The organism is Paenalcaligenes sp. DL 309 (assembly GCF_057475285.1).
The window spans coordinates 531,101-557,378 of sequence record NZ_JBYBKW010000001.1; the positions used below are offsets into that span (position 1 = coordinate 531,101).

Annotated in this window: 27 protein-coding genes; 14 read left to right on the forward strand and 13 right to left on the reverse strand. The window is 46.1% G+C overall.

Translation table 11 applies throughout. The features are described 5' to 3' along the window. Positions 1–11: 11 nt before the first annotated feature. Both AC2UZJ_RS02515 and AC2UZJ_RS02520 read right to left on the reverse strand, forming a co-directional pair. Positions 12–347, reverse strand: a complete 336-nt coding sequence (locus AC2UZJ_RS02515; protein ID WP_486948535.1) for an AzlD domain-containing protein — start codon at positions 345–347, stop codon at positions 12–14. Next, positions 348–1,067 (reverse strand): AzlC family ABC transporter permease, encoded by a 720-nt coding sequence (locus tag AC2UZJ_RS02520; RefSeq protein WP_486948590.1) that lies wholly within the window; start codon positions 1,065–1,067, stop codon positions 348–350. A gap of 130 nt (positions 1,068–1,197) precedes the next feature. Between AC2UZJ_RS02520 and AC2UZJ_RS02525 the strand changes: the two genes are divergently transcribed. Further along, positions 1,198–1,401 (forward strand): zinc-finger domain-containing protein, encoded by a 204-nt coding sequence (locus tag AC2UZJ_RS02525; protein WP_486948536.1) that lies wholly within the window; start codon positions 1,198–1,200, stop codon positions 1,399–1,401. Between the two features lie 28 nt (positions 1,402–1,429). Then, complete coding sequence (locus AC2UZJ_RS02530) at positions 1,430–2,521, forward strand: YheT family hydrolase (RefSeq protein WP_486948537.1); 1,092 nt, start codon at positions 1,430–1,432, stop codon at positions 2,519–2,521. Between the two features lie 21 nt (positions 2,522–2,542). Here the strand turns inward: AC2UZJ_RS02530 and AC2UZJ_RS02535 are convergent, their stop codons facing one another. Both AC2UZJ_RS02535 and AC2UZJ_RS02540 read right to left on the reverse strand, forming a co-directional pair. Continuing rightward, positions 2,543–4,024 carry a M48 family metalloprotease gene (locus AC2UZJ_RS02535; RefSeq protein ID WP_486948538.1) on the reverse strand — a complete coding sequence of 494 codons (1,482 nt, stop codon included), beginning with the start codon at positions 4,022–4,024 and terminating at the stop codon, positions 2,543–2,545. Continuing rightward, a complete protein-coding gene (locus tag AC2UZJ_RS02540; RefSeq protein WP_486948539.1) occupies positions 4,021–4,869 on the reverse strand; it encodes a cytochrome c oxidase assembly protein in 849 nt (282 codons plus the stop codon). The genes AC2UZJ_RS02535 and AC2UZJ_RS02540 overlap by 4 nt, the downstream gene beginning before the upstream one ends. 129 nt (positions 4,870–4,998) lie before the next feature. Here AC2UZJ_RS02540 and AC2UZJ_RS02545 point away from each other — a divergent pair, with 129 nt between their 5' ends. From AC2UZJ_RS02545 to ruvA, 6 genes are read left to right on the forward strand one after another with little or no spacing between them, the layout of a single operon-like run. Next, complete coding sequence (locus tag AC2UZJ_RS02545) at positions 4,999–6,144, forward strand: FAD-dependent monooxygenase (protein WP_486948540.1); 1,146 nt, start codon at positions 4,999–5,001, stop codon at positions 6,142–6,144. 5 nt (positions 6,145–6,149) lie between these two features. After that, a complete protein-coding gene (dusB, locus tag AC2UZJ_RS02550; protein ID WP_486948591.1) occupies positions 6,150–7,169 on the forward strand; it encodes a tRNA dihydrouridine synthase DusB in 1,020 nt (339 codons plus the stop codon). Positions 7,170–7,176: 7 nt separating this feature from the next. Next, positions 7,177–7,416, forward strand: a complete 240-nt coding sequence (locus AC2UZJ_RS02555) for a helix-turn-helix domain-containing protein (protein ID WP_486948541.1) — start codon at positions 7,177–7,179, stop codon at positions 7,414–7,416. A gap of 30 nt (positions 7,417–7,446) precedes the next feature. Then, entirely contained in the window at positions 7,447–9,042 is a 1,596-nt protein-coding gene (purH, locus tag AC2UZJ_RS02560) for a bifunctional phosphoribosylaminoimidazolecarboxamide formyltransferase/IMP cyclohydrolase (RefSeq protein ID WP_486948542.1), read from the forward strand. Between the two features lie 4 nt (positions 9,043–9,046). After that, positions 9,047–9,592, forward strand: a complete 546-nt coding sequence (gene ruvC / locus AC2UZJ_RS02565) for a crossover junction endodeoxyribonuclease RuvC (protein WP_486948543.1) — start codon at positions 9,047–9,049, stop codon at positions 9,590–9,592. 2 nt (positions 9,593–9,594) lie between these two features. Further along, positions 9,595–10,170: a Holliday junction branch migration protein RuvA gene (gene ruvA / locus AC2UZJ_RS02570; RefSeq protein WP_486948544.1), complete on the forward strand. Its 576-nt coding sequence runs from the start codon at positions 9,595–9,597 to the stop codon at positions 10,168–10,170. Here the strand turns inward: ruvA and AC2UZJ_RS02575 are convergent. Beyond that, complete coding sequence (locus AC2UZJ_RS02575) at positions 10,156–11,124, reverse strand: threo-3-hydroxy-L-aspartate ammonia-lyase (protein WP_486948545.1); 969 nt, start codon at positions 11,122–11,124, stop codon at positions 10,156–10,158. The two genes, ruvA and AC2UZJ_RS02575, sit on opposite strands and share 15 nt — an antisense overlap. Positions 11,125–11,215: 91 nt before the next feature. On the opposite strand from AC2UZJ_RS02575, the gene ruvB reads away from it, so the two are divergent. After that, entirely contained in the window at positions 11,216–12,274 is a 1,059-nt protein-coding gene (gene ruvB / locus AC2UZJ_RS02580) for a Holliday junction branch migration DNA helicase RuvB (RefSeq protein WP_486948546.1), read from the forward strand. A 29-nt stretch (positions 12,275–12,303) separates the two neighbouring features. On the opposite strand, the gene recQ is transcribed toward ruvB, so the two are convergent. From recQ to AC2UZJ_RS02605, 5 genes are read right to left on the reverse strand one after another with little or no spacing between them, the layout of a single operon-like run. Then, positions 12,304–14,121: a DNA helicase RecQ gene (gene recQ, locus AC2UZJ_RS02585; RefSeq protein WP_486948547.1), complete on the reverse strand. Its 1,818-nt coding sequence runs from the start codon at positions 14,119–14,121 to the stop codon at positions 12,304–12,306. A 2-nt stretch (positions 14,122–14,123) separates the two neighbouring features. Further along, positions 14,124–14,726: a hypothetical protein gene (locus tag AC2UZJ_RS02590; RefSeq protein WP_486948548.1), complete on the reverse strand. Its 603-nt coding sequence runs from the start codon at positions 14,724–14,726 to the stop codon at positions 14,124–14,126. Positions 14,727–14,758: 32 nt separating this feature from the next. After that, the gene (locus AC2UZJ_RS02595; protein WP_486948549.1) at positions 14,759–16,534 is read right to left on the reverse strand and encodes a ClcB-like voltage-gated chloride channel protein; all 1,776 of its coding nucleotides are present in this window, start codon (positions 16,532–16,534) and stop codon (positions 14,759–14,761) included. Positions 16,535–16,537: 3 nt separating this feature from the next. After that, on the reverse strand, positions 16,538–17,587 hold the full coding sequence (locus tag AC2UZJ_RS02600; protein ID WP_486948550.1) for a cytochrome d ubiquinol oxidase subunit II: 1,050 nt from the start codon (positions 17,585–17,587) through the stop codon (positions 16,538–16,540). Continuing rightward, entirely contained in the window at positions 17,584–18,783 is a 1,200-nt protein-coding gene (locus AC2UZJ_RS02605; protein ID WP_486948551.1) for a cytochrome ubiquinol oxidase subunit I, read from the reverse strand. Before AC2UZJ_RS02605 ends, AC2UZJ_RS02600 begins: the two co-directional genes overlap by 4 nt. Before the next feature lie 121 nt (positions 18,784–18,904). Here AC2UZJ_RS02605 and AC2UZJ_RS02610 point away from each other — a divergent pair, with 121 nt between their 5' ends. The 4 genes from AC2UZJ_RS02610 (at position 18,905) to minE (ending at position 22,640) form a co-directional block, all read left to right on the forward strand. After that, positions 18,905–20,662: a glutamine--tRNA ligase/YqeY domain fusion protein gene (locus AC2UZJ_RS02610; protein ID WP_486948552.1), complete on the forward strand. Its 1,758-nt coding sequence runs from the start codon at positions 18,905–18,907 to the stop codon at positions 20,660–20,662. A 3-nt stretch (positions 20,663–20,665) separates the two neighbouring features. Continuing rightward, the gene (gene minC / locus AC2UZJ_RS02615) at positions 20,666–21,376 is read left to right on the forward strand and encodes a septum site-determining protein MinC (protein WP_486948553.1); all 711 of its coding nucleotides are present in this window, start codon (positions 20,666–20,668) and stop codon (positions 21,374–21,376) included. 167 nt (positions 21,377–21,543) lie between these two features. Continuing rightward, a complete protein-coding gene (gene minD, locus AC2UZJ_RS02620) occupies positions 21,544–22,359 on the forward strand; it encodes a septum site-determining protein MinD (RefSeq protein ID WP_486948554.1) in 816 nt (271 codons plus the stop codon). Positions 22,360–22,361: 2 nt separating this feature from the next. Then, positions 22,362–22,640, forward strand: coding sequence for a cell division topological specificity factor MinE (minE, locus tag AC2UZJ_RS02625; RefSeq protein WP_486948555.1), 279 nt, complete (start codon positions 22,362–22,364; stop codon positions 22,638–22,640). A 107-nt stretch (positions 22,641–22,747) separates the two neighbouring features. On the opposite strand, the gene AC2UZJ_RS02630 is transcribed toward minE, so the two are convergent. Next, positions 22,748–22,975, reverse strand: a complete 228-nt coding sequence (locus AC2UZJ_RS02630; protein WP_486948556.1) for a glycine zipper 2TM domain-containing protein — start codon at positions 22,973–22,975, stop codon at positions 22,748–22,750. A 113-nt stretch (positions 22,976–23,088) separates the two neighbouring features. Beyond that, on the reverse strand, positions 23,089–24,762 hold the full coding sequence (gene ettA / locus AC2UZJ_RS02635; protein WP_486948557.1) for an energy-dependent translational throttle protein EttA: 1,674 nt from the start codon (positions 24,760–24,762) through the stop codon (positions 23,089–23,091). 25 nt (positions 24,763–24,787) lie between these two features. On the opposite strand from ettA, the gene AC2UZJ_RS02640 reads away from it, so the two are divergent. Further along, complete coding sequence (locus AC2UZJ_RS02640) at positions 24,788–25,207, forward strand: hypothetical protein (RefSeq protein ID WP_486948558.1); 420 nt, start codon at positions 24,788–24,790, stop codon at positions 25,205–25,207. Here the strand turns inward: AC2UZJ_RS02640 and AC2UZJ_RS02645 are convergent. After that, on the reverse strand, positions 25,154–26,161 hold the full coding sequence (locus AC2UZJ_RS02645) for a glycosyltransferase family 2 protein (protein ID WP_486948559.1): 1,008 nt from the start codon (positions 26,159–26,161) through the stop codon (positions 25,154–25,156). The two genes, AC2UZJ_RS02640 and AC2UZJ_RS02645, sit on opposite strands and share 54 nt — an antisense overlap. Positions 26,162–26,278 lie beyond the last annotated feature (117 nt).

Below are 26,278 nucleotides of genomic sequence, written 5' to 3' on the forward strand. Positions count from 1 at the left end.
GAGTCTAGTGGTTAAAACAAGGCTCTAGACAGCCAATACGCCATCATGCCAGCCACCATTAACCACACAGAACTGCCTGTGCGCAGGTAAACCAGCACGGCAACCAAGGCCGCAACCAGTTTATGAGGGTCTAAGCGCGGCATTTCCTGCGCTGACCACGGGAGAATTTCGGGCAATATAATAGCAGTTAGTGCTGCTACCGGTGCATAGCGTAAGGCGCGTCGTACGCTATCAGGTAAAGGTAAATAATCACCAAAGAGAAAATAGCCCGCCCTAGTTAAAAAACTCACTAAAGTTAAACACGCCACTACCCCTAGGATATACCAATCATACTGTGTAAAGGACATTTAGGTGCTCCTTTTGTGCTGTAGTTGCTCAGTCACCACGCCTGCCGCCACGCCTGCTAGTACCGCGGCCACTAAACCTAGACGTAAGGGCAGCAACTGCCCTACCCATGCCACCACGCCAGCAACCACAAGGCACATCAAAAAAGGACGTGTTTTTAGTAAAGGCATTACCACTGCCATCAAAGCTAAAATAGCCGCGTACTCAATTCCCCAGGACTCAGGAATAAATCCGCCTAAAAAAATGCCGCTAAAAGAAGAAAGCTGCCACACAATCCAATTGGGAATAATTAAGCCTAAAAAGTACCAAAGGTGTTGTGTTCTACCTACAGGTTTTTTCTCTTCTTTATGATTACCAAATCGCGACATAAACAACACAAAAGCGATATCTGTAGTGAAGTAACCTAGGAAAAAGCGTTTGCCCCATGAATAATGACGAAAATAAGGCTGCAAAGCGGCCCCAAAAATAATAAAACGTATATTCACCACCAGAGCCGCCGCGGAAATAAGCCATAGTGGTGCCCCGGACTCAATTAAAGGTAAAGCAGTAAGCTGAGCCGACCCGGCATACACAAAAAAAGTCATTAACCCCGCGTAGGTTTCAGACAAGCCCGACTTCAGCATAGCAATACCCGTCACAAAACCCCAAATGCCAGTGGCTATTAATGTGGGTGCAGCATCACGTAATGCCAAGCTAAAATAATGCCGTTGTCGATTAGACAATGCTTTTAAGCGTAGTTTATTTTGTAAAGACACCTTCTACCTTTGTGTTTTGAGATCAATCACGCCAAGTACAGCCTGAGCTTGCTACAATTATGATCTTAGTTACTTATTTGCTCAATAAGGAGTCACCATGAGTGCAACGTCTAGCCACAGTCAAAATATTGAAACCATTACGGTTACCGAAGCCGATTTACCCGTCTATTGTCCAGGACCTAAAGCACCTCTATGGAGCATGCACCCTCGAGTTTACATAGAAATCGAGAAAGAAGGTGTAGCTATCTGTCCTTATTGTAGCGCCACCTATGAGTTGAAAAAGTCCGCCGCCCCCGAATAATTAATTAACTCTACCTACGGCTTTTTTTGTGACCGCTACCATCGATCTTTCTGACTGCCCCACCCCGTTTTGGTTACCGGGTGGTCACCTACAAACCATTTACAGTGCTTACTTGGCCAAAAAGCAGCCTATTGCCTTTGTACGTCAACGCATTGATACCCCTGATGGTGACTTTTTAGATCTGGATTTCAGTGGCCCAGGTTTATTTGCTGATACCTTTGCTTCGGGTACCAAGGCTGCTCGTGAGCCAAAGCTCTCTAAAACCGCAGCTAGGCGCTGGATGCAAGACGAAGATTTAAAAAATCTAACTCAACTACCGCCTCTTAAAGCCATGGTACTTTTTCACGGCCTAGAAGGCAGTAGTTATAGCCATTACGCCCAAGCCACAGCCCAATATTTTCGGGCTCGCGGCTGGCTAGTGGTTATTGCTCACTTTAGAGGCTGCTCGGGTTTTTCTAACCGCATGGCGCGTGCTTACTATTCAGGTGATAGTGAAGAAATTGCTTTCATTTTAAACTGGTTGCATACCTGCTTACCTCAAGCCAATTGGCACGCCGTAGGCGTATCATTAGGAGGCAATGCGCTTTTAAAGTATTTAGGTGAAGCGGCTGAAAAAGCCAATTGGCTTGAGGCGGCAGCGGCCATTTCTGTGCCTATGGATTTAGTGAGCTGTGGTGAGCACTTATCCGACAGTTTGGCGGGTAAGTATATATATAGTCCGCATTTTCTTAAAAGCATGAAACGTAAGACTTTCGAAAAGTCACGACGTTTTCCTGGCATGATTGATACCCTAGGTCTAGGACGAGTAAAGACCTTACGTGACTTTGATGATATATATACCGCCCCCATGCATGGTTACCGTGATGCGCTGGACTACTGGACCAAAGCCTCTAGCCGGCCATTATTAAAACACATCACACTGCCCACCCTCATTTTGAACGCTAAAAATGACCCCTTTGTACCGACTTACTCGCTGCCACAACCTCAGCATGTTTCAGAGAGTGTATTATTACACCAACCTAAAAAAGGCGGTCACGTAGGGTTTACCACCGGTACTTTCCCTGGTAATTTAGAATGGCTACCTAGCCGTATTAATACTTTTTTCAAAACCAAAAAGTAATTTAAAACCTTAAGCCGTTTTTTAACTTTTGAAGCGTTCTAATAATAATCGGTCGCGTTCTAAGCGCTCGCGTAAATCGCGTATTTGCACATCTAAAGTAGATTGCTGGTAAAAATCGGTACTTTGGCTGCGAGCTTGCTGTAATTGATCCACGGCACTCGGCAAAGCTCCCACTAATATATAATATTGCGCCATGGCTTCACGGGCTTCTATAGGCTTATTCGTTTTTTCTAAGCCCTGTGCTAAGAGTTGAAAAAACCGTGGTTCTTTAGGCCATTTTTTAACTAACTGTTCTAATAGCGGAATAGCTTGGTTAGTTTGATTTTGCTTATTGAATGCCTCCACTAAGGCCAAAGCTACTGCCTGATTTTGTGGCCACCTCTGCCATGCAGCTTGTGCTTTTTGTAAAGCTTGGGCATTTTGATTTTGTGACCATAAATTTTCTACTTGCAACACATCCAAGGCCGCTGAGGGCACCCCTACTTGTAAGGCTTTTTGCAAATAATCCTGTGCGATCTTATTATCACGGCGCTTTTGTGCCGCATATGCCAAACCATAATAGGCGGCAGCCTGGGCCACGCCCGTACGACTATGGGCACGACTTTGCAAACGTTGCTGTACCGTTTCTGCCGCTGCTCCGCCTTGCGCCTGCAGCACCATCACTGCGGCTTGCACAAACCAAAACTCATCATTTTCAGTAAATTGGACATTTTTATTGGAATAAGCCCGATTTTCAGCGTCTGCTAAACGCTGCGCTGACAAAGGGTGAGTGGTGGCATAAGAATCCGACGACTCGTTAAGACGGGATTTTTTTTGTAAGAGCCTAAACATCTGTGACATACCCGCCGGATCAAACTTCGCTCCTTGCAGCATCTGATACCCCACCCTATCTGCCTCTTGCTCTGCTTGACGTGAAAACCCCAACTGTCTATCTACGGCAGCGGCTTGCCCAAAAGCAGCCACTCCCATTGCTAAGTCTGCACTGCCTGCTAAACCAGCCAATAAAGAACCCACCAGAGAAGCAATCATTAAGTGGTTTGATTGTGAACCTTGCGTCATCCCTCGTGCCACATGACGCAGAGCCACGTGAGCAATTTCATGCGCTACCACCGACGCCAACTCAGCCTCAGTATCTGCCTCAGCAATTAAGCCCGTATGAATACCTATATAGCCACCTGGCAAAGCAAATGCATTAATACTACGATCTTGTAATGCAAATACCGAAATATCATAATTTAACGGCACAGGGGAATGCTTAGCCAACTGCTCTCCAAGCTGTGTTAAGTACTGAGTCACTACCGCCTCTGAAACATATTGGGGATCTCTACGCCCTTGCTCCATAATGGCATCACCCAAAGTACGCTCTAGATTAGGCGTCAACTCCGCCCCCGAGGCCGCCCCCATGCTGGGTATACCCGTGGGCTGCGCTACTACCGCGGGTAACATCGCGATCTGCAAACTTAATGCCACCGCTATAACGGTGGTTAATCGACGTTTTTTCATAACACTAAGCCCCGTATTTTATGCAAGCGCTCAGAGCGCAGACGCCCTTTAGCCGATAAACGTACAACAGTGGCTAAGGCATAAACTACGCCAAAAGTTTCTACTAAGCCTGCCGCTACCCACATGACTAAGCCCCCTACCGCCTGATCTTTAAGTGCGTCAAAACTCGGTAAAGCACGGCCACACAAATCAAAAATGGGATAGAGGTCTATGCTTGCAAAAGTAATGTAAGCCCCTGCAGCGATTTGTGGTGCCATAGTAATTAATGGGGAAATCACCCGTGCCCAAGGTCGCATAGCAGCAGGCGGTGCCGGGCGGCGATCTACAATTAAATTCCAATACATAAAACCACTAATAACCACCGACCAATTCATCAACCGATAAAGGCGCCAGTCAATCATGGAGTAAAACTGGGGAATAGGTAACAACCAAATCAACACAAAGAAAACAAACAAAAACGGCACAAAGATACGATGCGTAAATACAGATTGAATAGCGTGCCCTGTGCGTGTCTTTAGCGCATCACGCCATTTACGCCGCCATTTTAATGGTAATCCCGCCCGCATCACCTGGCCCGGATAGGACAGCATAATTATGAGGGGTAATAAATGGTGTAAAAACAAATGCTGTATACGGTGGATAAAGAACATCCGTTCTGAATAGTAATCCACCATAGTGTGTAGATTTAAATACAACGCCACCACACCTATCCAAAACAACCACTGCCTATGTTTTTGCACCGCATGCACACGCGTTCCGCGCCAAAACAACACGCTACAAATAAAAAACGCGAGTAATAATGTAGGAGACAACTCCCAAGGCCTCAGCCATTCCAACCAAGTCATAAAATTAAAGTAGCTAAATTAATTAAAAACAAAATAAAAACAAAAAGCAAAAGGAGGGGATAGAAAGAGGATATCTATTACAATAGTCTTATTTGATTCATTTCGCACCTCTTGCTGCTTGATCTCTCTATGACGCGTCTCAATTTTGATATAGCCATCTGTGGCGCCGGCCCAGTGGGCTGTGTATTGGCTTTACAATTACAACAGCAAAGCCCTTCTGCTCGCATTGCTTTATTTGGCCAAAAGCCGCCACCTCAAGGAGCTGCCCTAGATCCCCGTACGCTTGCCATGAATTACGGCAGCCGGCAGCTGTTACAGCAATTAGGCGTGTGGCCGCAAAAGCATGCGCCCATGAGTACAGTGCATGTTTCGCAACAGGGTCGTTTAGGGCGCACGCTTATTACCCCTACTGAACTAGATGTAGATGTATTAGGTAGCGTGGTAAATTACGATGACCTAGTGCAAGGTTTACGCCATACCGTACAAAACCGTAATATTCATTATATAGAAGTTGAGCAGCCCGTCACCGCCTTATCCAGAGAAAGTGCACAAATAAAAACCTCTGAAAAAACGTATACAGCAGCTATGGCCGTGTTATCCGATGGCACTCGTCCCAGTCAGTTACAGCGCACCTATAATCAATATGCTCTTTTAGCCACCGTACAAAGCAGTCATCCGAAAAAAGACTGGGCTTTTGAGCGTTTTACTCCTCATGGTCCTTTGGCGTTATTACCCCATCCAAACCAACCCGATTGTTATGCCCTAGTTTGGTGTAATTCGCCCGCTCGCACCGCGCACTTAGAAGAACTTAGCACCACTGATTTTGAAGCAGAGTTAATGCAAGCTTTTGGCGCGCGTTTGGGGCAATTGCGTTTAGTAAGCCAGCGATTTAGCTTTGAACTGAGCTTATCGGCGGGCAGCTCTTTACCTTCACCTCAGGTAGTGGCTATTGGCAATGCAGCTCAAACCTTACACCCTGTAGCTGGCCAAGGGTTAAACTTAGGCTTAAGAGATACGGCACAGTTGGTGCTATCTTTGCGTCCCTGGCTGGCAGATACCAGCTTATCGCCTACACCTTATCTACAGCACTATGCTCAGCAGCGTAAACCTGATCGTTGGTTAACGGGTATGGTTACCGATTTTTTACCGCGTGTTTTTGCGACTAAAAACCCTCTGGTAGAGCACGCATGTGGACTGGGGCTACTTACTATGGATTTATTGGCACCAGCCCGTATGCCGTTAGCTAGACAGTTGCTGCAAGGGTTACGGGTGTAATCATGATGCGTATTGGTTCTTGGCAATTTAACAGCCCGGCTTTTGTGGCTCCTATGGCAGGGGTTACAGACCGCCCTTACAGGCGGCTTTGTAAAGCGTTGGGCGCAGAATATGCCGTCACTGAAATGGCCGCAAGCAATCCGCGTCTTTGGAATAGCGTCAAGACCGCGCGCCGCTTAGATCACACGGGTGAACCGAACCCCATTGCCGTACAAATTACGGGCTCTGACCCCGACATGATGGCGGAAGCCGCTTTGTTTAATATAGATAAAGGCGCGCACATTATTGACATCAATATGGGCTGCCCTGTAAAAAAAGTGTGTAATGTGCTGTCAGGCTCTGCTTTACTAAAAGATGAAGACTTAGTGGCACGCATTGTAGAAAAAGTGGTGGAAGCTTGCCTCCCCCATAATATTCCCGTCACACTTAAAACCCGCACGGGCTGGGATCACAGCTGTAAAAACGCCTTACAAGTAGCCAAACGAGCCGAAGATGCTGGTATTGCTGCCTTTACCCTGCATGGACGTACGCGTTGTGACCTGTACCGAGGTCAAGCTGAATACGATACAATCCGAGAGGTTAAAGCCGCCCTACGTATACCCGTTATCGCGAATGGTGATGTGGACTCGCCCGAAAAGGCCAAATTTGTCTTGGACTATACCGGTGCTGATGCCGTAATGGTGGGCCGCGCTGCTCAAGGGCGCCCGTGGATCTTTAGAGAAATAAATTACTTTTTGCAGCACCAGCGCTTCATGGATCCACCCACTTATGGCGAAATGAAACAAGTATTACTAGAACACCTTGAAGATCATTATGACTTTTATGGTGAATTTATTGGGGTACGTTCAGCACGTAAACATATTGGCTGGTACTTGGCTAACACACCCAATGCAGAAAACTGGCTTGCTTCAATTAATAAAATTGAATGCACCACCCAACAACTTCAAGCGGTAGCACTCTGGTTTGACCAGCACGACCCACAAGACTTTCTTGTACCAGTCGCCTCCGCAGCTACAACAAATTAAAAACATCATGTCTAATTCCAATCCTCTAGAGCAATCAGTACGAGACAGTCTTGAGCGTTACTTTGCCGACTTGGGTGACTCTCCCCCTCGTAATATTTTAGCGATGGTCATTAATTATGTAGAACGTCCTGTTTTAGAAATCGCTCTAGAAAAAACCAATGGAAATCAATCTAAAGCCGCAGAAATGTTAGGCATTACGCGTAGTACTTTGCGTAAAAAACTGCTAGCCCATCATATACAACCTTAATTTTTTACCTTTTATACGGTTCATTACATTATGAAGATACAAACCGCCCTTTTATCAGTGTCTGATAAAACAGGAATTGTTGAATTTGCTCAAGCTCTCGCCAAACGTGGCGTACGTTTATTATCCACTGGCGGCACGGCTAAGCTGCTGCAAGAGTCAGGGTTAGAAGTCACGGAAGTGGCTGAGCATACAGGCTCACCTGAAATATTAGATGGCCGAGTTAAAACACTACACCCTAAAATTCATGGTGGTTTGTTAGCGCGCCGTGATGACGCCAAACATCTCAATACCTTAGAAGAACACGGCATTGACCGTATTGATATGTTGGTAGTGAACCTCTATCCTTTTCGCGAAGCCATTGCTAAAGAGGATTGCAGCTTTGCCAATGCCATAGAAAATATTGATATTGGTGGCCCCGCCATGCTGCGCGCTGCCGCAAAAAACCACGGCACGCAAGCTGGTGGGGTAACCGTGGTGATAGATCCTAGCGATTACGAACAGGTGCTCAGTGAGATAGATGCTAAAGGTAATACCTCTTATGGTTTACGTTTGGCTCTGGCCACTAAGGTATATGCTCATACGGCAGCTTACGATGGTGCTATTGCCAATTACCTCAGCAGCTTAAATACGGCCGAACCGGCGCAAACCGAAACACCTGCACAGGCTGAGTGGCCTCAAACTCTCACCCTACAAGTGCAACAGCAACAAATCATGCGTTATGGTGAAAACCCCCATCAAAGTGCGGCTTTTTATCGTGATGCGCATGTAGGGACTGGCCTACTTGCCAATTACGAGCAGCTGCAAGGCAAAGAATTATCCTATAACAATATTGCCGATGCCGATGCGGCCTGGGAGTGCGTACGTAGCTTTGAGTCGGGCGCCTGTGTCATTGTAAAACATGCTAATCCTTGCGGTGTGGCGCTAGGTGAAACAGCCGCATTGGCTTACGACAAAGCGTTTAAAACCGACCCCACCTCCGCTTTTGGGGGCATTATTGCCTTTAACCAAATTGTAGATGCCGCCGCAGCCAATGCGGTGTCTGCTCAATTTGTAGAAGTGCTCTTGGCGCCTGACTATACCGAAGAGGCTTTAGCTATTTTTGCCGCCAAGAAAAATGTACGGGTATTGAAGATCGCCACGGACTCCGAGAAATCCCATAACCCCTTCGACATGAAACGCGTAGGGGGTGGCTGGTTAGTACAAACTCCCGACACGTATAGCGATAATAGCGATAACTTTACCGTGGTAAGTAAAAAACAACCCACCCCTGAGCAAATGCAAGACCTACTCTTTGCGTGGAATGTGGCTAAATACGTGAAATCAAACGCTATTGTTTTTTGCGCAGACGGTATGACCATGGGTGTGGGTGCTGGCCAAATGAGCCGAGTGGACTCCGCTCGCATTGCCTCCATTAAAGCGGAAAATGCCGGCTTAAGCTTAAACAACTCCGCGGTAGCCTCCGATGCTTTCTTTCCTTTCCGAGACGGGCTAGATGTGGTCGCTGAAGCGGGTGCCACCTGTGTAATTCAACCTGGTGGTAGCATTCGGGATGATGAAGTGATTGCTGCAGCTGATGAGCGTGGCATAGTGATGGTATTTACCGGCACGCGCCATTTCCGTCACTAAACGCATGCGCATCTTAGGCATAGACCCCGGCCTGCGTAAAACGGGCTTTGGGGTCATTGATGTACGCGGGCAGCATTTTGACTATGTGGCTAGTGGCACCATTGTGGTGCCTACTGAGCAACCTTTAGCGGCACGTTTAAAAGTAATTTTAACGCACATCCGAGAAATTGCTGCGCTACACCAACCGACTCACAGTGCCGTAGAGCAGGTTTTTGTCAGCAGTAACCCGCATACTACATTGCTTTTAGGTCAAGCTCGGGGTGCGGCCTTATGCGCCTTAGCCGATAGTAATTTAGACGTATATGAATACACGGCGCTGCAAATTAAAAAAACCGTGACCGGCCAAGGTCATGCTCAAAAAGAGCAAGTACAACTTATGGTACAGCATTTGTTACGCTTAAACGGTACTCCCGCCCCCGATGCGGCGGATGCCCTAGCATGCGCTATTTGCCATGCGCATCATGCCCCGCTGCAGCAGCAATTAGAAAACAACAGCAGCTTAAGCGCCCACACTTTACGCTCACGCGGTGGTCGTTATCTAGGAAAATAATCATGATTGGACGTATTACCGGCACCTTACTGGAAAAAAACCCGCCTACTATTTGTGTGGATGTACAAGGCATAGGCTATGAAATTGATGTGCCTATGAGCACGCTCTACGACTTACCCGACGTAGGCGGAACCGTTACGCTACACACGCATTTAAGTATTCGTGATGATGCCCATGTGTTATTTGGTTTTGGCAAAGCTTCTGAACGAGTGGCCTTTCGCACCCTGATTAAAGTGAGTGGCATTGGGCCTAAAACGGCATTAGGAATTTTATCGGGATTATCAGTCGATGATTTAGCCTCAGCTATACAAGCACAAGATATTGCCCTCTTAACCCGAGCCCCAGGTATAGGTAAAAAAACCGCTGAACGTATGATCTTAGAGCTACGTGATAAATTTGATGAGGTAATAAGCACCAGCACCACCACCCCTACCTCAGACCGCAGTGATATCTTAAATGCCTTACTGGCACTAGGTTACAACAATAACGAAGCCAATAAAGCAGTAAAAAAAGTGCCTACAGAGGTCTCTGTATCGGAAGGCATCAGACAGGCACTACAGATTTTATCTGGCAGATAATAACTGGCCATATTGCTGAATATCTACATTGCCTCCGCTAATAATCACACCCACTCGCCGCCCCCGCACGGGTAAAACCGCTTGCATAGCGGCGGCGGCCCCTAAACAGCCTGTGGGCTCCACCACAAGTTTCATGCGCTCAGCCAAAAAATGCAGTGCCGTTATTAAAGCGCTATCGGGTACTGTCACTATGCCGGCCACATATTGCTGAATTAATGCGAAAGTAATAGGCGCTAAAGCCGGAGTCAACGCCCCATCGGCTATAGATTGTGGATAGTCCAGCCGCATAATTTCTCCTCTGGCTAGTGATTGTTGTGCATCATTGCCTCCTTCAGGTTCCACCCCGTATACCTCACAATTTGGACTCAAGGCATTTGCTGCTAATAAAGAGCCCGATAGCAGCCCCCCACCCCCTAAAGGTACAAGCAATACATCTAATGTCCCCACCTCTTCAAATAACTCCTTAGCTGCTGTACCTTGCCCCGCTATTACCTCTGCATTCGCAAAAGGAGGAATTAGCCTCATACCATGATTCGTCACAAAGTCTTGTGCCATCTGTTCTCGGTCCTGAGTGAGGCGGTCATATTCAATAATGGTGGCCCCATAAGCTAAAGCGGCGGCTTTTTTTGCTGCAGGAGCCGTATTAGGCATGATCACGGTGGCCCTAGTATTAAAAAGCCGTGCGGCTAAAGCCACCGCTTGCGCATGATTACCGGATGAAAACGCCACTACGCCACGCTGTAATTCAACAGCACTCATCTGAGCTAAGGCGTTGTATGCGCCTCTAAACTTAAAGGCGCCCATACGCTGTAAATTTTCACATTTAAAGAATATTTCTGCCCCCAGCTGTTGATTCAGCGTGCGAGAGTGCAGCACCGGTGTTTTATGGGCGATGCCTTCTAAATTTTGCGCGGCTTGTACTACGTTTTCATAGGTGGGTAATTTCACATGCATCTCCTTTGTCTACATTACAATGTATATATACACGTAATGGTGTATTATTAATGTTCACCACTTATTACTGGATAAAAAAACAGTTTAATTCATGGCCATTCAATCCGATTCACTTAGCTCTTCCCCTTTGCCAGAACGCGTTATTACCTCCGCGCCTCTATCACCTAATGAGGAATCTGTAGAACGTGCTTTACGCCCTAAAAGTCTTAAAGACTATGTAGGGCAGCCACGAGTGTGTGAGCAACTTGATATTTTTATCACAGCCGCTACGCGCCGTGATGAATCATTAGATCATGTATTACTTTTTGGCCCACCCGGCTTAGGAAAAACCACCCTCGCGCATATTGTGGCCCAAGAAATGGGCGTGCAATTACGACAAACCTCAGGCCCTGTATTAGAACGTCCCGGTGATTTAGCCGCCATTTTAACCAGTCTTGAGCCAAACGATGTGTTGTTTATTGATGAAATTCATCGTTTATCCCCTATAGTAGAAGAGATTTTATATCCGGCTTTGGAGGATTTTCAGATTGATATTCTCATAGGTGAAGGCCCTGCTGCACGCAGTGTGAAAATTGATTTACAGCCCTTCACCCTAATAGGTGCCACAACTCGCGCCGGTATGCTGAGTAACCCCTTACGTGATCGCTTTGGTATTGTGTCGCGTTTGGAGTTTTACAGCATTGCCGATTTACAGCATATTGTGCACCGTAGTGCGGGGTTGTTAAAAGTAGACTGTGTAGACGAAGGCGCCTTAGAAATTGCTCGTCGTGCCCGCGGCACGCCCCGTATTGCCAACCGTTTGCTCAGGCGCGTACGTGATTATGCTGATGTGAAAAATAATGGTGTGATTGATGCCACCTGCGCCACGCAGGCCTTATCTATGCTAGAGGTAGACCCTTTGGGCTTAGACTTAATGGATAGAAAGCTGTTGGAGACCATTGTGCATAAGTTTAATGGCGGCCCCGTGGGCGTAGATAGCTTAGCGGCTGCCATCAGCGAAGAGCGCGATACCATCGAAGATGTAATCGAGCCTTATCTTATACAGCATGGCTTCTTACACCGTACCCCTAGGGGGCGGGTGGCTATGCCATTGACGTGGACGCATTTGGGATTGGCGGCGCCAAAGACTACGCCAGATTTGTTTGATTGATGGCCGTGGATGCTGGGCCATGCCCAATATCACTCCCCTTCATATTCATATAAACACGCCAACACCTCCGTCCCATACGCCGCTAATTTGTGTGCGCCTATGCCGGAGATATGGCTTAGTTCATCTAAGCTGCTAGGGCGCTGCAAGGCAATTTCTCTGAGGGTGGCGTTGTTAAAGATGATGTAAGGAGGAACCTCATGCGCTTTGGCCACTTCGGCGCGCCATAGACGTAAATGCTCAAAGCAGGCTTGTGCCTCAGCAGGAAGCTGCTCTTCTTGGGGTCTGGCTCGAGTTTTAGGCGTCGTAGATTTAGCAGACTCTTTACGCAGCATCACGGTGCGTTCACCCTTCAATACCTCGCGGCTATTTTCCGTTAATGCTAAGGTGCCATAGTTCTCATGCTGCACTGCAATAATCTTATAAGCAATAAGCTGGCGTAAAATACTACGCCATTCTTTAATTGTTAAATCCGCCCCCACGCCAAACACCGAAAGCGCTTGATGGTTATTACTCAGCACTCTATCGGTTTGGGTACCGCGTAAAATATCAATAATATGAGCAGCACCGTAAGCTTGAGCGCACTCTCGCCATAAGCGATAAATAGCCGATAAAAACTTTTGTGCTGGCACGGTACCGTCCCAGGTTTCTGGTGGCTCTAAACACGTATCACAATTACCGCAAGGTGGTATGAATTGACCAAAATAATCCAGTAGCAACTGTCTTCTACACGCCACCGTTTCACACAAACCCAACATGGCATCAATTTTACGTGTTTGATTACGTTGATGGGCGAGATCGCCACTGGAGTCATTTACCATGCGATTAAGCTGAACCACATCTTGTAACCCATACGCCAACCAAGCCGTGGCAGGTTCTCCGTCACGCCCCGCTCGGCCTGTTTCTTGGTAATAGCCTTCAATGGATTTGGGCAAATCTATATGCGCCACAAAACGCACATCTGGCTTATCTATGCCCATACCAAAGGCAATGGTAGCTACCATCACTACCCCTTCTTCTCGCAAGAAACGTTTTTGATTTTGCATGCGAATTTCTGCTGACAAACCGGCATGATAAGGCAAAGCATGAACTCCATGACTTTGTAAAAAAGCTGCAGTATCTTCCACACGTTTACGCGATAAACAATACACAATGCCACTATCACCCTGATGGTACAGCTGTATAAACTGCAACAGCTGTTTACGCACCTCAGTCTTAGTAACTATGTGATAACTAATGTTTGGCCTATCAAAACTGGCCACAAAATGCGGGGCATTTTCAAGACTCAAGCGCTGCGCGATTTCTACTTGCGTTTCTGCCGTAGCCGTAGCCGTTAAGGCAATGCGCGGAATATCTGGCCAACGCTGGGCTAAAAAAGACAAACCTAAATACTCAGGCCTAAAATCATGCCCCCACTGCGATACACAATGTGCCTCATCTATAGCAAACAGCGCAATGCGCCCCCTCGCCAGCATATCTAAGCAATTATCGGTTAATAGCCGTTCAGGCGCCACATATAATAAATCCAGCTCCCCTGCTATAAAAGCACGTTCTACCTCACGTGCCGTCTGCCAATCTTGGGAAGAGTTTAAGTAAGCCGCTTTTACGCCTAATTCAGTCAGTGCAGCTACCTGATCTTGCATGAGGGCAATTAGCGGCGACACCACAATACCGGTGCCCTCACGCACTAAAGAAGGTATCTGATAACAGAGCGATTTGCCGCCGCCGGTGGGCATCAACACCAGTGCATCGCCCCCGTCTATGAGAGTTTGAATCACAGTATGTTGGTCACCACGAAAGGCCTCGTAACCAAAGACCTTTTGTAGTATGGAGAGAGCTGATGAAGACATAATCAAAACACAGGTAGGGAAAAGCGTAATCCCATATTATAGTCACCGCTATGAGTTTGACGTTGCGCTTCTACATCAATGCGTAAGTTGGGGCTGTACCAAAACTGTTGATTGAAACCAAAGGTGTGCTGTTTTTGTCCTTGATCTGGTTGTTTACCCACATAATTAGCCCCTAATAATCCCCATCGACCTAAATCCCAATGCATATCCATACTGTGCGTAGAAGGCGTTAAATTAACGCTAACATCAACTAAGGAATTAAAGTCATAACGGCCACCTATACCCACCTGCTCATAACCTTCGGCGTGTTGATATAAACCTTCTAAAGCTAAAGAAGGAGATAGTTGAGTGCTAATCCACGCATTGGCCGCATCGGGTCCATAATGCAAATCTGTAATAGTGGTATTTTTATTTATTTTGCCCACGGCAGCGCCATAACGCCAACTACTCGACTCATCAGCCAAACTTAAACCACCTAAAGGTACCGTACTCAGACCAGAAACCAGCTTAGGCGTCTGGCTACTACCCAGCACAAAACGTACATGACTTTGTTTAAGCTCTAACTGTAAAGGGGCTTCTGCTTGATTAGAAGCAGATATAGCCATACCTAAAAGTAAAAGACAATATCTAAGGTATTTCAACGATGTAAACTCACCAAAGCTTCACTACTCACATCTAGAGAGCGCTTCAGAGCAGAATACTTTTCCAATAGAGCGGATTTATACACCACTCCAATTAAGCGTGGCTCAAGCTTGCTGCGAATCACTGGTAAGCGTTCGCCTTCAAAATCCACAAACTGCTCTTGAGCATGATCTAAACTCATATTAGGCGTCAAGGTTTTCACGTAATCCAGCTTTAACACCTCACCAATAGGTTGCTCTTGGGCATCATTATGATTGATTAATAAGCGCATCAATTCGGGCTGCGCAATAACGCCTAAATAATTATTATCTTCATCCACCACATAAATAAATCGTACTGGATAATCTAAGAACATATTTAAGGCGTCTCCTACAGTGGCATCCGTAGTGAGTACGGTATCTGTAGGACGCACCAGCTCACTAAGCCGGGTATTACGTAAAGTAAAGCGTAATAGCTGATCGCGCTCCCGCACTAAGGTGACGTCATACATAGCCACCTCAGCCAAGGTACGGGAAAAGAAATACGCAATCACACTTGCAATAATCAGCGGTAAAACCAGCTGATAGCTTAGTGTCATTTCAAACAACATGAGAATGGCCATCAGGGGTGCACTAGTGGCAGCACCTAAAAATGCTCCCATGCCCACTAAAGTATAAATATAGGTTTCCACGCCATGAGCAGGTAATATCATGTGCACCACCTGCCCAAACAAGGTGCCAAAGGCTGCCCCCACAAATAAGGCGGGGGTAAACACCCCGCCTACAGCACCAGAGCCTACGGTAATACTCACCGCTAACACCTTAGCAAAAAGAATAGCGACTACAGCATACCAAGCCCAGTATTCATGCAAAAACGAATACACCACACTATATCCATTACCTGCCACCTCAGGCACCATAATCAACAAAATACCAAGGATAAAACCCCCTACAGCTAAACGGGCGATTAAGGGCAAGCCACTGCGTACAAACAGTTGTTTTACTTGGCTAAGCAATTTTAAAAAACCCGGTGCCACCACGCCTATTAATAAGCCTAATAATACAAAACTGATAAGATCTAGGCCTTCTACTGCTGGTAAGTCCAACATTTCATACGGCGCTTGATAGTGCCCCGTCATCCGCATAGTGATGTTCGATGTGGCGGCTGCTACCAATAAAGGGCCTAAAGTTTGAATACTCATTACTCCTAAAACAATTTCTGCCACAAAGATGGCCCCCGCTAAGGGCGCACCATACGCCGCCGCCACACCGGCGGCTGCACCACAGGCCACTAATAAACGAAGTCGCTCAGGTTTAACGTATATAAAACGTCCGAATAAAGAGGCGGCTAATGAGGAAATATGGATCATGGCCCCTTCTCGCCCTATGGCTCCGCCTGAGGCCACGGTAAATAAAGAAGAGGTAGAACGCAGTAACCCTTGCCGTAATGACATACGACCATCACCAATGGCCACCGCCTCCATGTAATCCGACGCGGTAGAGGCTTTTTTGCGCCCAGCTAGCCACAGTAGTAAGCCTGCGACTAAGCCGCCTACGGTAGGAAATAGCAGGCGCATAGGCCAAGATAAAGAACGGGTTACTTCCGTAATACTGCCGGAATGCCCGGTAATAGTGCGCTGTATTAAATGAATGCTTTCATAAAACAGCATCACTACCACCGCCCCCAATACCCCCATCACTACCGCCCAACATAGCATGGCAGGCGTATCAGATAGCCAATGCCATTTACGTATGCGTTGACGGGTAAAGCGGAGGTATTTTTTATACGACATGCTTTAAACTTTAAAATTCGGTGGAGTGGGTGGACGAGATAAACCAAACATACGCCAATACACCCAAAAAGTAAAAATCACTAAAACAGGTAAGCTAAATAAGCTGATTTTCCAAAGCAGCTGTAAGGTTTCTTTATCTGCAGCAGCATCCCAAATTGTCATGTAATCAAGAATAAGAAAAGGGAAAAAACTAAATGCTAACCCCACCAACACAGCCACAAAAATAGCTAAGGTTAGTATAAAAGGCAGCACCGTACCACGTACACTACTATTTACTAAGCGCTGCAAATTCATTTCAATCAGTACAAAACCAAGCAGTATTAACACCCATAGGCTTAAAACCGCCAAACGCGGTGTGCCGTCACTCCATTTCAAAAGTACGCCAGGATTTGCTAAAGCTAAAACGACTGAGGCAGCAACAGCCCCGGCAGCAAACCAGCGCACAGCCCTACGCCCCCAAATAACTGCCCGTATACGTAACTCACCCTCCTCACGCATGACTAGCCAAGCGGCGCCTAACAATACATACGCTGCCACCGCACAAAAGCCCATAAACCAAAAAAACCAGCTGTACCCCGTGCCGGTTTCATAATTCACAATCACTTTTGCCAAGAGATATCCATGGGCAAAGGCCGTCATCACTGAACCAATAGCAAAACCTAATTGCCACCAAGGTTGCGCTTCGGCAGCCGCTCGTAACCGTAGTTCGAAACAAATAGAACGTGTCATTACCCCTAAAGCTAAAAGCATGAGTGGGAAATAGAGCTTACCCATGACCTCACCCCAGCCGGATGGGAATGCCACAGCAAATACCGCTATGCCTAAAAACAACCAGAACTCATTAGCATCACGCCAAGGACTTAGTAAAGACATCATGCGAGGACGTAAGGCTTCGGGAGCCACTAATGACAAACAACCTACCCCTAAATCAAATCCATCTAAAATGGTGCCTGCTAAAAGGGTAATAAAAAGAAGGCCTAAAAAAACCAAGGGCAACCAAAAAATAGGATCTGTAGGTATAAAGCCCAGCGCAGCTGCTAAGGATTGAATCATGCCTTCCCCCTACGTCTGGCTACAGACACCACACCATAGCGAGCCACTTGACGCACCAATGCAATAAAGCCAAAAATAAAAGCGGTGTAAATCATGCCATAGGCAAAAAAACTAAAAATGCTAAATAAAAATGGCGTGGGAGCATATACTTCACTCAAGGTAATAGTTTGATTCACTACAAAAGGTAAACTGCCAAAAAGCTGGTAGGCTACACCACTTATCAGTAAGACGGGCCCTAGAAAACCCGCTACAATAAATAAACGCCGATTAACTAAAGCCAAGGCACTGGGATCGTAGTGCCGTAATAAGCCCACACGCCAGCCTTGGAGCAAAATAAAAAACACCAAAACACCACTGAGCATGGCCGTGCGTAATGACCAATACACTAATGTTAATGGTGGACTCATACCCGCCACTAAATCTATACCCATCGCCGCTGCCGCCTTAGCTGGCTGATGGCTCTCAATCATATGACCATTTCCCACAAACGCCATAAGCAAGAGCACCCAAGCCACACTACCCACATAAACGGCCAAAGCAAATACACGGCGCTCTCCTTCGCCTAAAGGACGGCGTATGGCTTGTAAAGCTAAAATCGCCATCATCAATAAGGCAGCGAGCACAAAACTCACACTAAAAAATAAAGCCACATACCAAACCACACTGGGATTAGAAAATAACGCGCTCCAGCTTTGCACCACATACTGCCCTTCTACCCATTCAGTACCACTAGGTGTATGCATCCACGACACTAAAACCAAGAGAAAAAACGCCACTAAGCTATTACCTAAGGCCACAAAAAATACAATAACCGCATGCACCCACTCCACCATCTGCCGCTGACCATACAGCATCAGCCCCATAAAAGCTGCCTTAAACACCACGGCACTTAAGATAGTGACGGTTAATAAGGGACTACTGACAGCTTGTATTTTTGGTAATAATTGCGGCCAAAGGCTGCCAAGCTGCAGTAAGACTGGCATACTAGAAGCAAAGCTGAGTACAAAGCTAAGCGCAAATATGCGCACCCAAAAACGGTACACTGGCAGCCATAGTAAATGCTGCTCACCTAAAGACCGTAACCGAAGGTAAAAGAGCAGCCAAGATAATGCTAAACTCAAGGCAAAAAACACAGCCATAAAACTCAAGCTGCCAAAAAACTGCATTTGTGAAAACCAAAGTGCGGAATAGGTCATAATGTGTTCTAGTTAATATACCTTTTATTTTTATTGCTATAACAACTGTTATTACTCTTAAGTCTACCCACATTACGTGGCAAAATAGACTTTTCTCTAATTATTTATTCAATTTTTGTGTATGAGCACTGCATCGACTCCGACCCCTGTATCTAATTTCTTGCGCAATATCATTGACCAAGACTTAAAAAACCAACGCCATGCGTCTAAATTGTGGGCGGGTCGTCCCGGTCCTGCTGCTATTCAAGCCACGGGTGAGGTTGACCCAGCACGTATACGTACGCGCTTTCCACCAGAGCCAAACGGCTATTTACACATAGGGCATGCTAAAAGCATCTGTTTAAACTTTGGTTTAGCCAATGATTACAATGGCGCTTGCCACCTCCGCTTTGATGATACGAATCCTGAAAAAGAAGAACAAGAGTACGTAGATGCCATTATTGATATGGTGCAATGGTTAGGATTTGATTGGAAGTTTCAAAACGAAGACAATCTCTATTTTGCCAGTGATTACTTTGGCTTTATGTATGAATTTGCTGAAGCCCTTGTACAAGCGGGCTTTGCGTATGTGGATGAACAGTCCCCCGAGGAAATACGGGAAAACCGTGGCACCTTAACAGAAAAAGGCAAAAACTCACCGTGGCGTGATCGACCCGTAGAGGAATCTTTGCGTCTATTACGTGAAATGCGTGACGGTAAACACCCGGATGGCAGTATCTGCTTACGAGCTAAAATTGATATGAGCTCACCGAATATCAATATGCGTGATCCCGTTATGTATAGAATTCGTCACGCAGAACATCACCGCACAGGTAATGACTGGTGCATTTACCCCATGTATAGTTGGGCGCACCCGGTTGAAGATGCCTTAGAAATGATCACGCATAGTATTTGCACACTAGAGTTTGAGGACCAACGTCCTTATTATAATTGGATACTCGAGCATTTACGTGACCTAGGCTTCTTTACTGATCCATTGCCACAACAATACGAATTTGCCCGCCTGTACTTGAGTTATGTGGTCACCAGTAAGCGTAAGCTACGGGAACTGGTAGAAGGTAATTACGTAGAAGGCTGGGATGACCCACGTTTACCCACTCTGGCCGGTTTACGCAGACGGGGTTATACACCGGAAGCCATTCGTTTATTTTGTGACCGTATTGGTGTCTCTAAAGCGGATTCCCGTATTGATTACAGCACCTTAGAGCAAGCACTACGTGACGATTTAGACCCTAAAGCCCCACGCAGTGTAGCGGTACTTGATCCTATTAAGCTGGTCTTAACGAATTACCCTGAAGATCAAGAAGAGCTGTGTAGTGCACCTGTGCATCCGCATCAGCCCGAAGCCGGCAGACGTGAATTCCCGCTGACCCGTGAGCTGTGGATAGAGCGCGATGATTTCCGAGCTGAACCCATTAAAAAATACTTCCGCCTGTTTCCAGGTAATACCGTACGTTTAAAGTATGGTTATATTATTACCTGTACCGGCTTTGATGCGGATGAAAACGGCAAAGTGACTACTGTGTATGCTGAATATTTACCCGATACTAAAAGTGGTACGCCTGGCGCTGATTCGGTACGCGTACGTGGCAATATCACCTGGGTAAGCGTGAAACACGCTATTTCTGCAAAGGTACGTCTCTATGACCGCCTGTTTACTGACCCGCACCCCGATGTAGGCGATAAAGATTTTTTACAGCTGATTAACCCTAACTCCATGCAAACGGTACAAGCTTGGGTAGAGCCTGGTTTAGTAGCCGCCCCAGAGGCTGCATGGCAGTTTGAACGTTTAGGTTATTTTGTAGCAGATCGTGAGCTATCAACCCCAGAAAAACCCGTATTAAATCGTACTGCTACACTTAGAGATAACTGGAGCTAAACCATGACTCGTAAGGGCCCCCAAGCCTTAGACATCAAAAGTGCCACTATTCATACCGTACGATTAGTTTTGCATAGCCCTGATATGACTGAGCTACTAGCTGCTTTAGATCTTCGTATGCAAGAGGCGGGTTCTTTTTTTCAAGATGAACCCGTTGTGATTGATAGTAGTGCGGTTTTTTATCCCATAGACTGGGAAGCATTGATTACGGCTTTAGCACAGCATCAGTTACACCCTATTGGCATGATGGGGTCAGCTGAGCACGAAGCAGAAGCTGCGCAATATAAACTGCCGGCAGTGGAGCTGTCTAATTCCAAAGTCATCATAGATATACCTGAAGCACCTGAGCCCACTCCAGAAGCGGCGATGGCCGCTATCACCGCCCCTCCTCAAATCTTAAATCAACCTTTACGATCGGGGCAGCGTTGTTTTGCTCCCGAGGGTGATCTAATTGTGATGGGCATGGTGGCACATGGTGCGGAGATTATTGCAGCAGGTAATATTTATGTGCATGGGCCTTTACGAGGCAAAGCCATTGCCGGCGCTAAAGGCAATACCAACGCTTTTATACTGGCTACGGAATTTGATGCTGAGCTCATTGCTATTGCAGGGGTTTATAGTGTTATAGAAGATCCAACTGCTAGCCCTCATCACAAACAAAGTGTGCTGATACAACTCGAAGGCGATTCTTTAAAGTTTGATCCATTGAGTTAGTAAGTGTTAATAGCACTTGCGTTGCTTTTTACTTCATGCGACGGTTATAACTGCTTTATACTTTATCTTTTATACTTTATATACTTTTATACTTTATATAATTAAATAAAATAATTAGCTTAATTTTAATTAACTGAACGAATTAACGAATAAGGACATTACCCATCATGGCACGAATTATTGTGGTGACATCTGGCAAAGGTGGCGTGGGGAAAACCACAACCAGTGCAAGCTTTGCTTCTGGCCTCGCTTTACGAGGCCACAAAACTGTGGTCATCGATTTTGACGTAGGGCTACGAAACTTAGATTTAATTATGGGTTGTGAACGCCGAGTGGTTTACGACTTCGTTAATGTAATTAATGAAGAAGCTTCTCTAAACCAAGCGTTAATTCGTGACAAGCAACTTGAGAATCTGTTTATTTTACCCGCATCCCAAACTAGAGATAAAGACGCGCTCACCAAAGAGGGGGTGAGTAAGGTGTTTGATGACCTCAAAGATATGGGCTTTGAGTATATTGTTTGTGACTCACCTGCAGGCATAGAAACGGGCGCTTTAATGGCCTCTTACTTTGCAGATGACGCCATTGTGGTCACCAACCCTGAAGTCTCCTCGGTACGTGACTCAGATCGTATTTTGGGTATTTTATCTGCCAAATCCCAACGTGCAGAAAACTCAGACACTCCCATTAAAGAATATTTACTAATTAGTCGCTATAGCGCAAAACGTGTGGCAGATGGGGAAATGCTTTCTTTGCAAGACATAGAAGATATTTTGCGCATCCCTCTTATTGGCGTCGTTCCTGAGTCTGAAGATGTGCTGCACGCCTCTAACCAAGGCTCCCCTGTTATTCATCTCTCAGAAAGTCCCGCTGCTCAAGCTTACGATGATGTGGTGGCTAGATATTTAGGTGAAGAGTTACCTTTACGTTTTGTTGATTATGAAAAGCCTAGCTTTTTGAAACGCCTCTTCGGAGGTAAATAATTATGTCTTTTTTCTCTTTTCTTACCGGTAATAAGAAAACCAAAAACCCACCCGCTCCCACGGCAAACGTAGCCAAAGATAGACTGCAGCTTATACTGATTAATGAGCGCGGAATAGATGGTGTAAGTCCGGACTATTTACCACGCTTACAAAAAGAATTGATTGAGGTTATTTCACGTTATGTGCAAATCGATGCGGATGATATTCAAGTTAATTTAGATCGCCAAGATGCTTTGGAAGTTTTAGAAGTAAAAATTGAATTACCGCATTTGGAAAAATAAATGTTGAAAGCCAAACAAAAAGTCAGCGTATAACGAGTTATACGCTGACTTTTTTGTTTTCTATTTTCTAGATAAAACTAACTTAGATCGAACTAAGTGATAATAGCTTATTGACGCTTACCAATTTGATCACCTACTACACCACCTATAGCTGCTCCACCTACAGTTCCTAAAACACTACCACCGGTAACTGCAGCACCAGCCACACCGCCAACACCTGCCCCTGCTACCCCGCCTTTTTGGCGAGAACTCATGCCATCCCAAGTTGAACAACCGGCAAGTAAAGTAATTAAGGCAGCCGCTGCCGCTGTTTTCATCATTGTTGTGCGTTTCATAGTTAACTCCTTGGGTTATTTTGTATACCCTTAACGTTAACCCTAGCCCAATAATTACTCAAGACGACAGACACACTATTCTGTTAGTAAGGGCAAGAATTGTAACAGCGCTATTATTTCAAGGCTTTATAGCGAATACGTTTAGGTTTAGCCCCTTCCTCACCTAAACGGCGGCGTTTATCTTCCTCGTACTCTTGGTAGTTACCGCTGAAGAACTCCACGTGAGAATCGCCTTCAAAAGCTAATATATGCGTGGCTATACGGTCCAAGAACCATCTGTCATGGCTAATTACCATCACCGAACCGGCGTACTCTAACAGGGCGTCTTCTAAAGCTCGTAACGTTTCTACGTCTAAATCGTTTGAGGGTTCATCAAGTAGCAATACATTACCACCCGTTACCAAAGTTTTAGCCAAGTGTAAGCGGCCACGCTCTCCACCCGATAAATCACCTACAATTTTATTTTGATCTGAACCGCGGAAATTGAAGCGACCAATATAAGCCCTAGCGGGTAATTCAAAACGCCCCACTTGTAAAATATCAGAGCCATCAGCTATGGCTTCAAATACCGTTTTCTCATCGGGTAGTGACGATCTAGACTGATCCACATACGCTAATTGTACGGTTTGGCCTAATTTGATTTCACCGCTATCGGGCTGTTCTTGGCCTGCGATCATCCGAAACAAGGTGGATTTACCGGCACCGTTAGGTCCAATAATCCCTACAATCGCGCCTGGAGGCATAATAAAACTAAGATCATCAATCAGCAGACGATCGCCATAGGCTTTAGAGACATTTTTAAACTCAATCACGTCATTACCTAAACGTTCGGCCACCGGAATAAAAATCTCTTGCGTTTCATTACGGCGCTGGTACTCGTGAGAAGACAGCTCCTCAAAACGATTCAAACGCGCTTTGGATTTAGCTTGACGGCCCTTGGCATTTTGGCGTACCCATTCTAATTCTTTAGCTATGGTGCGTTGACGGGCTGATTCAGAAGCTTCTTCTTGTTTTAAACGATTCTCTTTTTGTTCTAACCAAGAAGAGTAATTGCCTTTCCATGGAATACCATGACCTCGGTCTAATTCTAAGATCCAATCTGCGGCATTATCTAAAAAATACCTATCGTGAGTAACGGCGACCACCGTACCGGGAAATTTACTCAGAAATTGCTCTAACCAATCCACACTTTCCGCATCCAAGTGGTTCGTGGGCTCATCGAGCAGTAGCATATCGGGTTTAGCCAGCAATAATTGACACAAAGCCACACGGCGCTTTTCACCCCCAGATAAATTACCAATTACGGCATCCCAGGGCGGTAAGCGCAGCGCATCAGCAGCAATTTCCATCTGCGTTTCAGTATCATCACTACCGCTGGTTGCCGCAGCCGCTATAATGGCTTCTAATTCGCCTTGTTCGGCAGCTAAGGCATCAAAATCGGCATCGGGGTCGGCATAGGCTGCGTAAACCTCATCTAAGCGCTGGCGCGCCTCAAACACTTCCCCTAAGCCAGCTTCTACTGCTTCACGTACGGTTTGTGTAGCATCTAACTCTGGCTCTTGGGCTAAATAACCAATATTTAATCCAGGCATAGGAATGGCTTCGCCCTCGATCTCTTTATCTATCCCTGCCATAATACGTAGCAAGGTAGACTTACCGGAGCCATTAAGACCAAGCACCCCAATTTTGGCACCTGGAAAGAAAGAAAGAGAAATATCGCGTAGAATTTGACGCTTGGGTGGCACTATTTTGCCTACCCTATTCATTGTAAAAACGTATTGGGCCATAGAAACCTATAAAAGACTTATTAAAATGACAGACACCTCTGCACTTATATTTAGCACAGAAGATATCGAATTATTAGCACGCACCTCAGACGCGCTCAGCGCCTACTTGGGTAAACCGGTTTTGGTTGAAGTGATCCCTGCGGGCGAAACCGGCTTTGAGTGGGCTGTATTTGCTATCCCCCTTGATCTTAACGAAGATGATAGCGATATTCCAGTAGTACAAATAGGGGGGCCTAATGCGCGTATCCTGGGCAGCCAAGGCGGAGTGCAGTTAAAAGAAAATGAAAGCTACACGTGCAGGCTAATGTGGGCCGTACAACGCGCTGATGAAGATGAGGTTAAATACATAAAAGTAAACCACGAAGGCGATGAAAACGCCTGGGGTGAGCATTTACAAGATATCTTGCCCTTCAACTTGGCTACTGACCCCCTCGCTGACGAATAAGCTGGCTCGTATTTTGTCGCGTAAAAACAGCACCAACCCCATTGGGGCCATACTGTACACCAAGGCCACAGCGGTGGCACCATGGAGGGTATAACCCACAGGCCTTTTGATGGCCTGTTGACGCATATGAAGCCCAAACCGAGTGTATCGTGCCGCGGCTTTGAAAAACTCACTAGGCTTGTAATGCAGCCATGGTATACAGTTTACCACGGTGTCATGAGCCAACAACCAAAGCCCCAATGCATGCTGAGCGGCGTTGCTGCGACCCTGCTCAGAAAGCGAGTCAGCGCTCTCATAATACACTCTATAGACCTGATTCACGAAACGTGTTTTATAACCAGCCCGAGCGATGCTACGCCACACCAAACTCTCAGGCACAAAACCTGGTATATTTTCTGGAAAAGGGAAACGCTGCATTACTGCGGTACTTAAGCAACCAAACTTTTCACCTTTAATGGCGAATTTAAACTGTAAATCTAACGGATTGGCATCAAACTGATCATAGGGATAGATATCCCCCACCACCGCACCACCCGGGGTTTTACATAAACCGGTAATAGCGGCGTATTGATCACGTTCTGACACAGGAATATCACGCCAAGTACGGGCCATATCATTTAAGGCATTCGGCTCTAGAGCATCATCACTGTCTAAGGCTACAATCAATTCACCCTGTGCTATGCGGACTCCTTGATTAAAGGCTGTTTTTTTATGTTGATTGGGCTGCCAGATATAACGAATGGGAAAATCTGCTTCTTGTTGCCACTGCGCTACTACGGTTTTGGTATTATCAGTAGAGCCATCATCAATGATGATCCATTCAAAATCTTGTAAATCTTGCTCAGACAATGATTCATAAACTCGGTTTAACGTGTGGGCTCGATTATATGTAGGGGTAAGTACCGTAAACTGATAGCGCCACTCCGGCTGCAGTGAGGCTGTTTTTATAGGCATGGCACGTCTCCTGATTAGTCTTTTGGCTTTGTGGCTAATGATACTTCATAGTAGACGAAAAAAAACCACAGATCATAAATCTGTGGTTTTACTTGCTTTAATTACAATTAGATATCC